Below are 13660 nucleotides of genomic sequence, written 5' to 3'. Positions count from 1 at the left end.
TGACATCTAACGTTATCTCTTTTGAACGTTACTTATTATCAAAAGGATAAATTTATCACCTGCGACCTATCCCCTTCGAAATACCGAATTACATTATCAAATGCCACTTTGAAATATAAATCGTAACTGGCCTGCTCTACATAGCCAAGATGGGGAGTACACAATACATTCGGCATACTTAAATAAGGGTTAGTTGGGTTATAGACGGGTTCATCCTCGTAAACATCCAGCGCGGCATAGCCAGGACAACCCAGTTTTAGCGCTTCGTAAAGTGCCCCTTCCGCAACCAGTTCCGCACGGCTGGTATTCACGAACAAGGCATCGGCCTTCATCGCTGACAGATCGGCAAAGGTAATGTTACCCTCTGTTTGCGCCACTAAGCGCTGGTGCACGGTGACAATATCGGATGTAGCAAAAAACTGTTCACGGTTATCCGGCACCAGCAACCCGGCAGACCGCGCCTCCTCCTTAGCCCGGTCACTTCCCCAAACCTGAACCTGCATATCAAATGCCTGCGCATAACTTGCAATGCGTTTACCTATCTTGCCGAACCCAAGAATACCAATGACCTGTTTACTGACCGCAGATCCTATTTCCGTTTGCCATCGCCCTTCCCTCATCGCATTCACTGAGGAAACCAGTTTACGTCTCGAGGCCATAATTAATAACCAGGTTAATTCTGCCGGAGCCACCGGAGAACCCACGCCTTCGACTAGCGCAACACCTGCCCGAGTACAGGCTTTAATATCAACATTTCTTGCTAATTTACCCGTTTGGCTGATCAGCTTTAGATGCGGTGCCCGGCGTAAAAATGCCTCATCAACCAAGGTTCTTTCACGAATAAGGATTAATGCCTGAGCATTCAAAAGCGCCTCGTCTGCCTGAGCGCTTTTCGTTAAATCCCCAAGCGAAGTACAGCGGAACTTATCATGGTTGTGGAGAAAAGTGAGTGCCTGAGTGGCAAGCTGATAATCGTCTGGAATTAAAACCTGAATAGTCATTATTCACCTTTATGGTATTACGCTACAGGCTGGTTCCGGCCTGCGGCCGACAAACCTTCCGTGGCCGGGCTATGGTGCAACGTACATCCGCGACACCAGGGCAACGCCCAACCTCATTTTTCCAGTGACGGATACTGTCAAATTTTAAGTGCAGCCACGATTGCGGCCTCCATTTTTTCCGGGGTAGTGAACGGCGCAAAACGCTTCAGCGGTTTTCCGTCCCGGCCAATCAGGAACTTTGTGAAGTTCCACTTGACTCGGCCCCCCATCACGCCTGGCAGTTGATGTTTCAGATAACGAAACACCGGATGCGATGCGGCTCCGTTGACCTCGACTTTCGCGAACATCGGGAAGCTCACGCCGTAGTTAATATGGCAGGTCCGCGCGATTTCCTCGGCGTCACCGGGTTCCTGCTTACCAAACTGGTTGCAGGGGAAACCAAGCACCACCAGCCCCTGCGCGGCGTACTTCTTATAGAGCGCCTCAAGGCCCGCGTACTGCGGCGTAAAGCCACACTGGCTGGCGGTGTTCACAACCAGAACCAGCTTGCCAGCGTAATCAGACATAGAAATCTGCTGGCCAGTCAGGCTGGTGGCCGTCAGTTGATGAAAGGAGTTCATGTTGGAGTCCTTAGAGCTTGTCGACATTGCCACACCGTATATAGGATCTTTTCATTCAGGCCAAACGTTATGGACAGAACATCATAGGTGACGTGAATAACCTTAGATGAATGTCCCTGTTGGCGTATTTATTTCGGCCAGCAGCCAGTGTTCAAAATCTCTTAATGCGGAGTCGTTGATTCCCGTTTCTACCGGTTTAACTAAACAGAATTTTTTACTCAACAAGTCTGATTCCGGCCAGGGGGCGACCAGCCTTCCGTTGTCGAGTTCTTGTGCAACGTACATGCGCGGCACCAGGGCAACGCCCTGCCCGGCCAATGCGGCAGCAATTGCCATTTCATGAAGATCGTAGCGGGCGCCCTGCGCCAGATTATCAAGGCTTATTCCCGTTTCCCGGGCATAGTGATGCCATGCGTCCGGGTTCAATCGTCGGTGAATCCTTGGTAAATCACTCAACTGTCCCTTTCCCTTATGGCCTGTTAACAAAGCCGGGTGGCAGACGGGAACCAGTTTTTCCTCAAAGAGGAACTGCACGCGCATCCCGGCCCACGCGGCATGCTCAAAATGCACTACGGCATCAAAACCGCTTCCGCTCAAAACAAAAGGATCGGTTCTGGCGGCAATATTTAACGTGATGTCCGGATGTAAGGCGGTAAAACGGCTCAGCCGGGGGATAAGCCATCGGCTCGAAAATGTCGGCAACGCGGCAATATCCAGGCTCCTGCTGTCCCTGGGCATACCCATTATGTACTGAATATCTCTTTCAATTCGCTCAAGCGTTTCGCGAACATGAGAGGCATAACGCCCCCCGACAGGGTTGAGTTTTACGCGGCTCCCTGTCCGGTCAAATAATCGACAGCCCAGTAAAGATTCAAGGCGTGCAATCTGGCGGCTAATAGCCCCTTCCGTCAGCGAAAGCTCCTCGGCTGCCCGGGCAAAGTTACCGTGCCGGGCTGCCGCCTCAAAAGCCTGCAGGGATGTACTGCTGGGAATTTTTCTACGCATACGCCTCCAGGAACCGGACGGGGAATGAACGATTAATGACTAAATATCACTGAGCGATGAAATAATATCGATTCATTAGCGGAAATACAGCCTGTAGCATGACAAAAAATCATTAAGTGGATTTACTGATTTACGCCTGCGGAGGTTAGTCGATGTTATATATCGTGGAATGCTCGTATAACGACCCTGAAAGTGAGCAAGCCTGGAATGATTTTTACAGCCTGGAAAAATTGCCGGCGTTGCTCTCCGTCGCCGGATTCAGTTCCTCCCAGCGATTCCGGGCACTTAGCGCTGGCTGCCCTGTTTACCTCGCTATACATACCGTTAAGGATGCAGAAGTTCTTGTCGGGGATGATTATCGGCACAAAGGCGGCGGGCATTTCTCTCATGGCCAGGCAAACATCACCGACTGGCATCGAAACTTATATGAATATGCAGGTACAACGCCCGCCGTATCTCCGGATGAAATACTGGCGATTACCCCCCGACCTGTAAAATTGATTCAGGCATTGCCTGAACGCCACGTTCTTGAACTGAAGGCTGCCGGACTCGATAAATACCCGGCGCGGCGTTTTGCATACGTTATCCCGCGTGAAAATGCCCCCTTACTCGCGGCAGAGTCTGGAGTCTGTCTCTACGAAGCCCTTACACCGCAGTGCAGCGCAGCCAGGCATGAGAACCGGGCCTGTCTTTTGAACGCTCCCAGAGGTCTTTATGAATAATTCGTCTTTTCCATCCTGCCAGATTGGCGATTTTCTGGTTACCGCCCTAAGTGATGGGGTTATGCCAGCGAGCCTGGATTTACTCTCTGGTATCGACCTCGCTGAAGCCGAAGCCATCCAGCAGAGTGCTGGCCTTGCTGAGCCCGGCAATATTCACATTAACGGTTACCTGATTCGCGGGCAGGATCTGACCCTTCTGGTGGATACGGGTACGGGGGGGCGGAATAATGTGGGCGGACAGCTGAGAGCCAACCTTGCTGCTCTGGGTGTCTGTCCTGATGATGTGGATGCGGTGTTGTTGACCCACTGCCATCCCGACCACATTGGTGGCCTGCTGGATGCTGAAGGAAACCCTGTCTATCGGCAGGCGAAACTTTATCTGCACCCTCTTGAAGCAGAATACTGGCGGGATGATGAAAAACAAAGAGGCGCTAACGAGCGGGGGAAACTTAACTTCAGGCTGGCCCGTCAAACATTAGAGGCCTATGCACCGAACCTGCGCTTTTTTAGCCAGCGTGAAATCACGGCGGGCATTCTCCCGGTTTGGCTACCGGGCCACACGCCCGGCCATACCGGCTTTCGCATCGATGCGGACGATAAAAGCTTGCTCATATGGGGGGACATCGTTCATTACCCCCACATCCAATCGGCGCAGCCCAGCGCCGCCATTCTCTTTGACGTTGATCCGGTGCAAGCCGAACTAACGCGGAAAAATGTGCTGAAACAAGCTGCAAGGGAAAAACTGCTTATCGCAGGCATGCACCTGGATCGGACAGGGTTTGCTACCGTTGGCAGGGTTGATGATGGGGGCCCTATTTCCTATGCCCTGGCCGCCCCAGGATGAGCACGCTACCCCAGGGCCTCCCTGCCAGTCGGGCCTTAAGAAGCTCGATAAATTTTTGCGCCCTGGGGCTTCTTTCCGCCTGTGAGGCACCGCTCAGCGCCACGATGTCGGCATCCGGCAGCGTGTAGCACGGCAGGAGCCTCACCAATTCACCGCTGTGAATTTGCGGCAGCACATCCCATTCGGATCGCATGATTATCCCCCTGCCCGCCAGCGCCCACTCTTTTACTACCCGCCCTTCATTGCTGGACAGCCTGGGCGAGATCCGCTGCGGGCAGTCCCCTTGTGGGCCGGAAAAACGCCACAGCGTCACGTCTTCGCTGTTTTCCCGCAGCGCAATACAGTCGTGCTCCACCAGCTGTTCCGGCATCAGCGGCGTGCCTTTTCGGCTCAGGTATTCCGGGGAAGCGCAGATAAAGCGTTGGTTAGGCGCAAGCTTAATGCAGTGCATGCTGGAGTCGCGCAGCTCGCCGATAAAAATCACCAGATCCCATTTGTGCAGCGTGGCCCAGTGCGGGTCATCGGAGAGCGTCAGTTCCACTTCAAGGCTTTCATGCTGCGCGGCGTATTCCCCCAACAGCGGCGCAATATAGTCGTTGCCAAACCCCAGCGGGGCCAGCACCCGCAGCTTGCCTCTCACCTGCTGCCGCCGGTCGTCCAGGGCAGATTGCAGCCCGGCCAGTTCGGTGAGGATCTTCTCCGCCCGGCTCAGCAACAGCGAACCTTCATCGGTGAGTGAAACCTGCCGCGAGGGCCGCAAAATAAGCTCGACGCCCAGTCTTTGCTCCAGTCCGCGGAGCCGCTGCGTGACGGAGGGCGGCGTGACGTTCAGCGCCCTTGCGGCGGCGGCCAGCGTGCTGTGGGTGGCGATAGTGCGGAAGAAAGCCAGATCGTCGCTGCTTATCATTAAGTTAAAACCTAATCATTCATTGCTTTTATATTAATTTATACCTAATCAGCCGAATGACAAGATGCAGTCTCACACCACAGGAGACCCGCCATGCCCGCTGACTGGATGACCACCCTTGATACCCCTTTTTTACTGATCGAGAAAAGCAAATACCTGGGCAACATTGAGCGGCTTTATTCCCGCGTTGACGCCCTGGGAAGCGAGGTCCGGCCGCACCTGAAAACGCTGCGCTCCATTGAGGCCGCACGTTTCCTGCTTAAGCAAAGCGATTCCCCGGCCACGGTTTCCACGCTCGCCGAGGCGGAAGCCTTTGCCGCCGCGGGCTACACAAATCTGCTTTACGCCGTGGGCATCGCCCCCCACAAACTTCCCCGCGCGGCGGCGCTGATGGCTAAAGGCGTGAACCTGCATATCCTGCTCGACAGTGAGCCGCAGTCTACCGCCGTGGCTGAATACGGCCAGGCGCATGGCGTCGCGTTTTCGGTATTTATCGAAGTGGATTGCGACGGCCACCGGGGCGGGTTGCCGCCGCACAGCGAGGCACTGTTGACGCTGGCCCGCATCATTGAGGCAAGCGGCTCGACGCTGACCGGCCTGCTGGCTCACGCCGGAGAATCGTACAACTGCCGCACGGAGGACGCTATTTTGGCCGCCGCCAGAGCCGAGTGCGCCGCGATCAAAACTGCCGGTGAACACTTACGTGCACAGGGTTACGCCTGCCCGGTGTTAAGCGTGGGCGCCACGCCCACGGCGCACTTTGCGGACGATCTCGCCGGCATCCATGAAGTCAGAGCCGGGGTGTTTACCACCTTCGACCTGGTGATGAAAAACGTCGGCGTCTGCCGCCTGGAGGATATTGCGATCAGCGTCGTCGCCACGGTTATCGGCCACAACAGGGAGAAAGGCTGGGTATTTATCGATGCCGGGTGGATGGCGCTGTCCCGCGACAGGGGCACGGCGGCCCAAAGCCAGGACTACGGCTACGGCCAGGTGTGCAGCCTGGAGGGCTCCCCTTACGAAAACCTGCTGGTCACCACCACCAACCAGGAGCACGGCATCATTGCCCTGCCGGACAGTTCAGTCCTGGCCGTCGATGATTTCCCGGTCGGTAGCCGGGTGCGTATCCTGCCCAACCACGCCTGCGCCACCGCCGCCATGCATCAGCAGTATCAGGTTCTGAGCGAAGATGGCCAGGGGCACGAAGTCTGGCAGCGGATCCTCGGCTGGTAAGGTGACGGCAGGCCGGCAACATTGCGGGCCTGCCTGCACGACTAACGCGGTTTAACCACCAGCAGGGTGTGGAACCCCGGCGTTTTTATCACCCGGTCGATGCGTAAATCAGCCTGCTCAAGGAGCAACTGGTACTCTCCCTCGCTGCGTTCCCGCCCGCTCAGGAAGGTCAGCATCACCAAATCAAGAAACTTTGCATAATCCGGCTGGTTATGGCCGGTCAGCAGATGCTCAAAGATCAGCAGTTGCCCGTCGGCGCGCATCGCCTGACGGCACTGGCGCAGGATCAGCCTCGCCTGTTCATCTGACCAATCGTGCAAAACGTGCCGCAGGATGTAGGTATCCGCTCCGGCAGGAATATGACTAAAGAAATTGCCGCCTTGCCACGACAAACGTGGGTTTAGCCTGTCGGCCTGCTTTTCCACTTCGGCAATCACCTCAGGTAGATCGAAAATCGTCCCCTCAAGCTGCGGGTTTGCGTCCAGGATGCCCGACAGAAATGCCCCCAGCCCGCTGCCAATATCAAACAGTTTACCGGCCTGGCTGAAATCAAACGCCGCCAGCGCATCCTCGATGCCCGAGGCCGAATATGAGGTCATGGCGCTGGCAAACACGTTTCTGGCCTCAGGTTGCTGACCCAGATAGTCGAAAAATGATTGCCCGTAGATCTTATCAAATACCGGGCCGTCTTCCGCCAGGGCTACGTCAAGCTGTTCAAAGCAGCGATTAACCTGCTCCGATCCCATAAAGCAGGCCCAGCCGTGCAGAGAGTCGGGTCTGTCCGTCACCAGCATCGCGCTTAGCGGCGTGTTGCGGTAGCCCTCTTCGCTTTCGAAAAAAATCCCACAGCTGGCTAACGCCCGCAGCAACCGCCTGAGCGCCTCGGGGCGGCAACGGGCTTGCGCCGCCAGGCCGGTCAGGCTCAGCGTTTGCTCGCCGATAATATCCGCCAGCTTCAGGCGCGCCGCAGCGGTAAGGGAGTGCACCAACAGAGACTGCATGCCTAACAGCGCAAGAAGCTTATTACGCGGCGTGGAATGCATCGGATCGATAAACGGTTGCCCGACACTCTGGCCGTTTGCCACAGGGAAGTTTACGCGTGTGTCGCTCATAGAGAATTAGCCTGAAAGAATGCGGAAAGCGTGGGTGAAATGGCTCTTTGAGGCTGGTAAGCGCTAAAGAAACCGTGGTTCTGCTTATCCTTGCGTGGGAACAATCCTGGCCAAAAAGCGCCGCGACCGCAGGCTAAAAATAGATTTAAAAGAGATGGTTACGAACGTGTCGGTCGGCGCTGCGACAAGCTATATCACGTCGCTCGCGGTGGATAATAGCGTTTGCTTATGCTTTGGGACAAAGCTCAGCCTCGCATCGCCGGCAGGGCGCTTTAACAGGAGGGACAGCAAGAGCACGATAGCCTGCGCGTTTTTTAACCACTCGTGGTACGATAGAACTCATTCATTGAAAGGTTAATCATCATGTCTTTTATCGATTACGCAATGAAGCTCCTCGCCGGGGGGTCGTCAACCACCACGGTTACCTGCCCTGTATGCGGCTTTAAATCCACACAACTCCGCTCGAAAATTCGTCTGAAACAGGCCATGCTTTGTCCCGAATGTAAGTCTTTGTTTGTGGCTCCCCGGTGAGCCCCCGGCTGGTTAAAATCCATTATGTTATACGCCGGTCTCAGGTGAATTAAGCCTCACCTTTTCCGTTGAAAGGTACAGCTCCAGCAGCGCCTGCGCTTCGGCGAGCACCGCTTTGCGCTCTGCATCATTCTGCAGATTGGCCGCCGCTGCCCCTTTGAGCATTTGCAGAATAACAATCGTCATCAGGCCGGCACGTTCGGCGGATAAACCCGGGATCACAACCTGAAGTGCGGTGGAGAACCCGCCGCGCATGGCATCCCTGAACTGGAGCCGGGCCGCCTCATGCTCACCGCGCTCTTCCACCAGCCTCAGGGCAAAGGTTCGCTGGGACTGCAGCGAAAGCACGAAACGAGTGAACAAGTTCGCCGCCGTGGGGATGTCCACCCCGGCCACGCTTGCCTCCAGCACTTCCAGCCGGTCGATCACTTCCCGGGTATACTCCAGCAGCAGCGCGTCGGCCAGCGACTCTTTATTCGGGAAAAACCGGTACAGCGAGCCGATGGCCGTGCCGGAACTGGCGGCGATTTCGGTCATGGTCACGGCATCAAAGCCCTTCTCGGCGAAGAGTCGGGTGGCTGCCTCGGTTATCGCCGCCACGCGAAGATGCCCGCGCAGGCGTTTAGGCTGGTTTGCCGCTAAGGGCGCTGGTTTTGTCATAAAATATTTCGTATCAATCCGCTAACATTTATTCGCATAACGCCCATTGAGATATGCGAGGGCATCCTCTAGAATCTGATTTATGCGAGGGAATCCTCGCATAACTTAACTCTCCCTGAGTTTAAGCCACGACGCCTGCGCGAGCCAGCTTAAACCGAATATTCTTCCGCGCTGCGGGCGGCTATACAACGATGAAGAAACAAGATCCTGCTAAACCCAACGGTTACCGCCTGCTGTCCCCCCAGCGTATGCAGTGGAGCATGCTGATTATTGCCACCGCGCTTTTCGGCGGGCTGCTCACCTGGCTGAATATCCCGGCCGCCCTGCTGCTGGGGCCAATGGCCGCCGGGATTGTCGTCTCCCTCAACGGCGCAAAAGTTCAGCCCAACGGCACGCTGTTTCTCATCGCCCAGGGCATCATCGGCTGCATGATTGCCAGCAAAATGCCCCGCAGCCTCGCCGACACCTTCAGCTCTCACTGGCTGCTGTTTATTGTCTGCGTCTTTTCGGTGATTTTTATCTGTATGCTGCTCGGCTGGATACTGACCCGCATGCGCATCCTGCCCGGCACCACCGCGCTCTGGGGATTAAGCCCCGGGGCCGCAACGGCCATGACGCTGATGGCCGAAGCCAACGGCGCGGACACACAGCTTGTCGCCGCCATGCAATATCTGCGCGTTATCATGGTGGCAAGCGTCGCTTCCGTGCTGATGAAAGTCTCCGGCGAGCACGTCCCTGCCACATCGGCGGCGATAGATCTTTTTGCACACGGCTCTTACGTTGCGATGGCAGAAACCTTCGGGCTTATCGCCTTCGGCTGCATCGCGGCCAGACTGCTGCGCCTGCCTGCCGGGGCGCTGCTCATCACCCTGGTGGCCGGCGTGGTGCTCTCGCAGAATAACTGGATAGAGATAGCGCTGCCGCAGTGGGTGCTGGTGCTGGCGTACACCATTGTCGGCTGGCGTATTGGGCTGAAATTCACCCGTCCGCTGTTAAAACATGCCGCCCAGGTGCTGCCCCGCATCGCGGTCAGTATTGTGATTTTGATTGCCCTTTGCGGGGTAATGGCGGCCTGCCTGGTAGTCGTGGCCGATATCGATCCGCTCACCGCTTATTTAGCCATGAGCCCAGGCGGCGCGGATTCCGTGGCGATCATTGCCGCCTCCAGCAAGCACATCGACATCGCCTTTGTGATGTCGATGCAGATGACCCGGTTCCTCATTCTGGTCGCCTTCGGCCCGATCATCGGCAATATCATGAAGCGGCAGGCTAATAGGCAAACAACAGCAGGCTCAGCAAGAGCAGAGTAAACATCACCAGCGCAAGGCAAAAAAACAGATAACCGAAATACATCAAGGTTAACGGCTCGGTGTTATCCGTAAAAATCGGGATAAACAGGATAGCCGCGCTGACCCCCGCAAAAACTAAAAAGAGAAAGAAACAGACTCGAACAATCATGGCGATAAGATCATGCCGGCAAGCACCCACCGCGCTCGCCGGTATGCGGCTAGTTATAGGTCATGGTAAAAGTGGCGGTCGCGTTGGCCTGCCCGCCGGTGACTTGCGCGTTGGTCTGGTAGTAGCGGCCCACCAGCGGAATGTTGTAAGCCCCGCTGCCTGCAGTCCCGATGTTGATCAGGGTGCCGAAGCTCACCGGGTTATTGTTGTACAGCACCTGCACGCCAACGCCGGTCGCCACGGTTCCGCCCGAGGACGGAGATAGTGCCAGCACGCCAGCCGCACCCGACGAATGCGCCGTGCCATCCAGCGTCACTTTAACCCTGGTGTTTGCGCTGCAGTTAAGCGGGATGTTAAATGCTTCGTTTTTGGTTGTGCTGCCCACGCCGGTAAACTCCGCTGTCATCTTTTGCCCTAATGGCACCGAAATCGAGGTATTGGTGACGGTACAGGCGGCACGGACGATAGTGCCGCCGGTTAACGACATGGTGAAAAAATAGAAGCGGTTACCCGGCGTCAAATACCCGCGCGCGATGGTTCCCGTCGTTACCGCACCGGCTCCCACAGAGTTGGGAGAGGTCTTCACTAGCTGAACAGTTTTGATACTCCCAATCCAGATGCCCGTTGAAGGAGGGTTGGTGAATGTTGCCCAGAAGGGTAAGGGCCTTCTCAGTCCTCCCTCTGCGCTGCTGCTGTAAAGCCGAATTCCTACGCCCTCTATATTGGTATCGTAGACATCGTTCCCGTAAGCGCTCAGCGTGGGAAATTTGAATTCATTAAAATCATATCGCCAGGTACCCGCGGTACAGTTCGCAGTCTGACTGTCTGCACCTCGCGTTGAAGAACGTTCGGCCAAAACGGTGCCCACCGGTAGATCGCGTTGGACGGTAATTGTCCCCATGTTAAATGAGGTTCGCTGCTCACTGGTCCCTGTAGCAAATGAGCAGACAGCTTTCGCTGGGCTGGAAAACAACGCCCCGGCGCACAGCAGGCTGCCCGCCCATAACGTCATAGTGTTATTCATATTTGATTCCTTACTGACAAAGGGCGGTCAATTCACGCACCGGGGAATAGCTGTTAGCTTCCGGCAATGTAAAGGCGGCGCTGCATTTTTGATTACCGTCGCTGCCCCACTGAACCCGTATTCTGCCGCTGTCCGGCATGCCGCTGATGTACAGCTGGCCGTCCGGGCCGACGATGCTGCTGTTTTCATTTTCACCCGCAGGCTGAACCAGGGTGGCGGTTGCCCCAAACGGGACGGCCTTGCCCCGGTAGCTCAGGTTCATCAGTACCCTGCTACCGCTTTGGGTTTTGAAATCTGCCAGCACCAGCGCACCTTTGGTTGGCACCACGTTCAGCACGGTGTCGTCGATATCCACCTGGTCGGAGAGCGTTTCGGTATCAAGCGCAATGCGGTTCTGGCGATAGCTGCTGACGTATGGCACCACGGCATAGCCACGCCAGTCGGTTTTCACCCCGGTCTGGTTCATGACGCCGACGTGGCCTGCGCCCGGGGCACGCACCAGCGCCATGCTGTCGCCCAGCGGCTGTGAAAGGGTAATGCCGAAGGGATGCGCCACAACGCCTCCCTCAAGACCGTAGGTGACCTGGCGGGTGTCCGGGGTATAGTTGTAGCCCCCGCGAACCTCGCCGTAGGTGCCGCGATAGTCTGCGCTGAGGGTGCCGCTGTTACCCCCGCCCCGATTTTCATAGCTCTGTTGGAGGTTGTAGCCCAGGTTGTTGCCCTCCAGCGCGGTACCGCTCAACGAAACTTCCTGCCGCGTGCTGCCTTTCCGGCTCGAGTTGATGCCATAGCCAGCCCAACTGCCAGGCAGCCATTTGCTTAATGGCACCTGCATCGAGAAAGCAAACTGCTGGTCGTTGAGGTTATCGCCCGGCAGCCGGATCAGGGTGTAGCTCAGGGAGTAGGAAATATCGCTGTGGGTGAAGTTATAGCCCGCGCTGAAGTTACGCTCATAGCCTTTATAGCCCCAATAATCCTGCTGATACGCGGTCAGATACACGCTGCCGTAGGCTTTGAGCGACTGGTTAATGTTGAGCTGCATACGGCTACGTTTGTTGTAGCTGCGTCGCCAGCTGCTGTTTTCATCCGTGTACAATTCGTTTGCTTCGCGAAAGTCATAGAACCCACTGGTGGAGTAGCGGTAGCCCGCGAGGGTAAAAGTGGTGTTGGTGCTTTCCACGTCTTTGCCGTACTGAAAGCGAAACGACTGCCCGCTGTTATGGCTGCCATCCCACAGGGTGGTTTTGGCCTGGGTCATATCCGCCGACACGGAGCCAAAATCGCCGAACCCATGCCCCACGCCCACGGCCAGCGAGCTGTAGTCCCCGGCAAACAGGCTGCCGCCATACACGGTGTAATCATACGGCAGGCCGTAGATCAGCGTGCTCTGCATAAAACCGGGCGTTTTTGCTCCCGGCGTTAACGTGCGGTATTCCCCCGCCGTGGCGGAGTACTTTAGCCGCCCCTCACGTAACATCACCGGCACGGCTGAAAACGGCTGAACAAAGCGCCGCTCGGTGCCGTCAGCCTCGGTAATGGTGACCTCAAGATCGCCGCTGGCCGAGGTGGGGTACAAATCGCTGATAGCAAACGCCCCGGCAGGCACATAGGTCTGATAAATGATGTACCCGCTCTGGCGAACGGTGACCTGGGCATTACTGCGGGCGATACCGCGCACGACGGGCGCAAAGCCCCTCAGGCTGTCCGGGTACATATTATCGTCCGATGCCAGCTGCACGCCGCGGTACTGCAGGCTGTCGAACACGTCCCCCGGCGTGGCGCTGTCCCCGACGGTAAACTGCCCTTTCAGGGCATGAATATCACGCTGCAGATAGCTGTTAACGTTCTGCCATTTACGCTGGCCGTTGCCGTCGTTCCATGTCGAATAGTTACGCACCCGCCAGGCGCCGAGATTGGCCCCGCTGCGCAGGTTAAGATAGCGAGAATCGTCGTTGCCACCGTGCTGTCTCTGGCTGGTATTCGCCCCGCTAAAACTGTAATTCATCATCAGCGCGGGTAGGCCCTGATCCCAAAGCATCGGATCCACGTAGCCACGGGCTTCACTGGTCAACGCGGCCTGCGGAATATTGAGATCCAGTCGCTGAATGCCAAAATCAAACTCGCTGTCGACACCCGGAATATATTGGCCAATGTTGCTGATTGGTTTGTCTGACGGCTGTTGCTGCAGACCGGGAAATGCGGCAACTTTTACCCCCATGTCACCCAGCTGAGCCGGCGTAAACTCTGGCCGCAACTTACCGTCGCGCTCAACGAAGGCAACCTCCCGGGAGTCAATTTTATTGCCATTAACAAAGATATCGACCAGGTAATTTCCCGGCAGTTGACCGCCGCTTTTTGAGAAACGCGCGGTATCGATGTCGGCCTCATCTTTGTTCAGTTCCAGCGCCCGGGGGTCAAAATAGTCATCGGCGAACGCGGCTGGCGGCAAAGAAATCACGCTCAGGGCCAGCAACGACGGAGCAAAACGAAGGCGACGATGGTGAGTAAAAGGCATAAACATTCCCTCCCGAAAGCTGCACGCG

The 13660-nt window shown here is 56.3% G+C and carries 13 protein-coding genes; 4 read left to right on the top strand and 9 right to left on the bottom strand.

The annotated features are described in order from the left end of the window. Positions 1 to 38: 38 nt before the first annotated feature. The 3 genes from VW41_09995 to VW41_09985 all read right to left on the bottom strand — a co-directional run bounded on the left by VW41_09995 (position 39) and on the right by VW41_09985 (position 2626). A complete protein-coding gene (locus VW41_09995) occupies positions 39 to 1001 on the bottom strand; it encodes a 3-phosphoglycerate dehydrogenase (GenBank protein ID AJZ89342.1) in 963 nt (320 codons plus the stop codon). Between the two features lie 137 nt (positions 1002 to 1138). Next, on the bottom strand, positions 1139 to 1621 hold the full coding sequence (locus VW41_09990; GenBank protein AJZ89341.1) for a glutathione peroxidase: 483 nt from the start codon (positions 1619 to 1621) through the stop codon (positions 1139 to 1141). 102 nt (positions 1622 to 1723) lie between these two features. Then, positions 1724 to 2626, bottom strand: coding sequence for a LysR family transcriptional regulator (locus tag VW41_09985; GenBank protein AJZ89340.1), 903 nt, complete (start codon positions 2624 to 2626; stop codon positions 1724 to 1726). A gap of 152 nt (positions 2627 to 2778) precedes the next feature. Here VW41_09985 and VW41_09980 point away from each other — a divergent pair, with 152 nt between their 5' ends. Both VW41_09980 and VW41_09975 read left to right on the top strand, forming a co-directional pair. After that, the gene (locus VW41_09980) at positions 2779 to 3348 is read left to right on the top strand and encodes a hypothetical protein (GenBank protein AJZ89339.1); all 570 of its coding nucleotides are present in this window, start codon (positions 2779 to 2781) and stop codon (positions 3346 to 3348) included. After that, a complete protein-coding gene (locus tag VW41_09975; GenBank protein AJZ89338.1) occupies positions 3341 to 4192 on the top strand; it encodes a beta-lactamase in 852 nt (283 codons plus the stop codon). Before VW41_09980 ends, VW41_09975 begins: the two co-directional genes overlap by 8 nt. Here VW41_09975 and VW41_09970 read toward each other — a convergent pair. Further along, positions 4161 to 5099, bottom strand: coding sequence for a LysR family transcriptional regulator (locus VW41_09970; GenBank protein ID AJZ89337.1), 939 nt, complete (start codon positions 5097 to 5099; stop codon positions 4161 to 4163). The genes VW41_09975 and VW41_09970 overlap by 32 nt on opposite strands. Before the next feature lie 108 nt (positions 5100 to 5207). Between VW41_09970 and VW41_09965 the strand changes: the two genes are divergently transcribed. Next, a complete protein-coding gene (locus tag VW41_09965; GenBank protein ID AJZ91919.1) occupies positions 5208 to 6332 on the top strand; it encodes a metal activated pyridoxal enzyme in 1125 nt (374 codons plus the stop codon). 41 nt (positions 6333 to 6373) lie between these two features. On the opposite strand, the gene VW41_09960 is transcribed toward VW41_09965, so the two are convergent. Next, entirely contained in the window at positions 6374 to 7333 is a 960-nt protein-coding gene (locus VW41_09960) for a hypothetical protein (protein AJZ91918.1), read from the bottom strand. A gap of 669 nt (positions 7334 to 8002) precedes the next feature. Continuing rightward, positions 8003 to 8635: a hypothetical protein gene (locus VW41_09955; protein AJZ89336.1), complete on the bottom strand. Its 633-nt coding sequence runs from the start codon at positions 8633 to 8635 to the stop codon at positions 8003 to 8005. Positions 8636 to 8826: 191 nt separating this feature from the next. Between VW41_09955 and VW41_09950 the strand changes: the two genes are divergently transcribed. Continuing rightward, complete coding sequence (locus VW41_09950; protein AJZ89335.1) at positions 8827 to 9945, top strand: ammonia monooxygenase; 1119 nt, start codon at positions 8827 to 8829, stop codon at positions 9943 to 9945. Here VW41_09950 and VW41_09945 read toward each other — a convergent pair. From VW41_09945 to VW41_09935, 3 genes are read right to left on the bottom strand one after another with little or no spacing between them, the layout of a single operon-like run. Continuing rightward, complete coding sequence (locus VW41_09945; protein ID AJZ89334.1) at positions 9905 to 10093, bottom strand: hypothetical protein; 189 nt, start codon at positions 10091 to 10093, stop codon at positions 9905 to 9907. The genes VW41_09950 and VW41_09945 overlap by 41 nt on opposite strands. Positions 10094 to 10142: 49 nt before the next feature. Continuing rightward, positions 10143 to 11117: a hypothetical protein gene (locus tag VW41_09940; protein ID AJZ89333.1), complete on the bottom strand. Its 975-nt coding sequence runs from the start codon at positions 11115 to 11117 to the stop codon at positions 10143 to 10145. A gap of 10 nt (positions 11118 to 11127) precedes the next feature. Then, positions 11128 to 13632 carry a fimbrial assembly protein gene (locus VW41_09935; protein ID AJZ89332.1) on the bottom strand — a complete coding sequence of 835 codons (2505 nt, stop codon included), beginning with the start codon at positions 13630 to 13632 and terminating at the stop codon, positions 11128 to 11130. Between the last annotated feature and the right edge of the window lie 28 nt (positions 13633 to 13660).

Origin of the sequence: Klebsiella michiganensis (genome assembly GCA_000963575.1) — a bacterium.
GTDB lineage: Bacteria > Pseudomonadota > Gammaproteobacteria > Enterobacterales > Enterobacteriaceae > Cedecea > Cedecea michiganensis_A.
Note: the sequence above shows the minus strand (reverse complement) of the source record. Positions and strands in the feature narration are given on the sequence as shown.

Bases quoted from the DNA above. Each gene is read 5' to 3' on its own strand.
- VW41_09985 (AJZ89340.1), bottom strand. From the start codon at position 2,626: ATGCGTAGAAAAATTCCCAGCAGTACATCCCTGCAGGCTTTTGAGGCG.
- VW41_09945 (AJZ89334.1), bottom strand. From the start codon at position 10,093: ATGATTGTTCGAGTCTGTTTCTTTCTCTTTTTAGTTTTTGCGGGGGTC.
- VW41_09995 (AJZ89342.1), bottom strand. From the start codon at position 1,001: ATGACTATTCAGGTTTTAATTCCAGACGATTATCAGCTTGCCACTCAG.
- VW41_09935 (AJZ89332.1), bottom strand. From the start codon at position 13,632: ATGCCTTTTACTCACCATCGTCGCCTTCGTTTTGCTCCGTCGTTGCTG.
- VW41_09975 (AJZ89338.1), top strand. From the start codon at position 3,341: ATGAATAATTCGTCTTTTCCATCCTGCCAGATTGGCGATTTTCTGGTT.
- VW41_09980 (AJZ89339.1), top strand. From the start codon at position 2,779: ATGTTATATATCGTGGAATGCTCGTATAACGACCCTGAAAGTGAGCAA.
- VW41_09965 (AJZ91919.1), top strand. From the start codon at position 5,208: ATGACCACCCTTGATACCCCTTTTTTACTGATCGAGAAAAGCAAATAC.
- VW41_09940 (AJZ89333.1), bottom strand. From the start codon at position 11,117: ATGAATAACACTATGACGTTATGGGCGGGCAGCCTGCTGTGCGCCGGG.
- VW41_09950 (AJZ89335.1), top strand. From the start codon at position 8,827: ATGAAGAAACAAGATCCTGCTAAACCCAACGGTTACCGCCTGCTGTCC.
- VW41_09970 (AJZ89337.1), bottom strand. From the start codon at position 5,099: ATGATAAGCAGCGACGATCTGGCTTTCTTCCGCACTATCGCCACCCAC.
- VW41_09990 (AJZ89341.1), bottom strand. From the start codon at position 1,621: ATGAACTCCTTTCATCAACTGACGGCCACCAGCCTGACTGGCCAGCAG.
- VW41_09955 (AJZ89336.1), bottom strand. From the start codon at position 8,635: ATGACAAAACCAGCGCCCTTAGCGGCAAACCAGCCTAAACGCCTGCGC.
- VW41_09960 (AJZ91918.1), bottom strand. From the start codon at position 7,333: ATGCAGTCTCTGTTGGTGCACTCCCTTACCGCTGCGGCGCGCCTGAAG.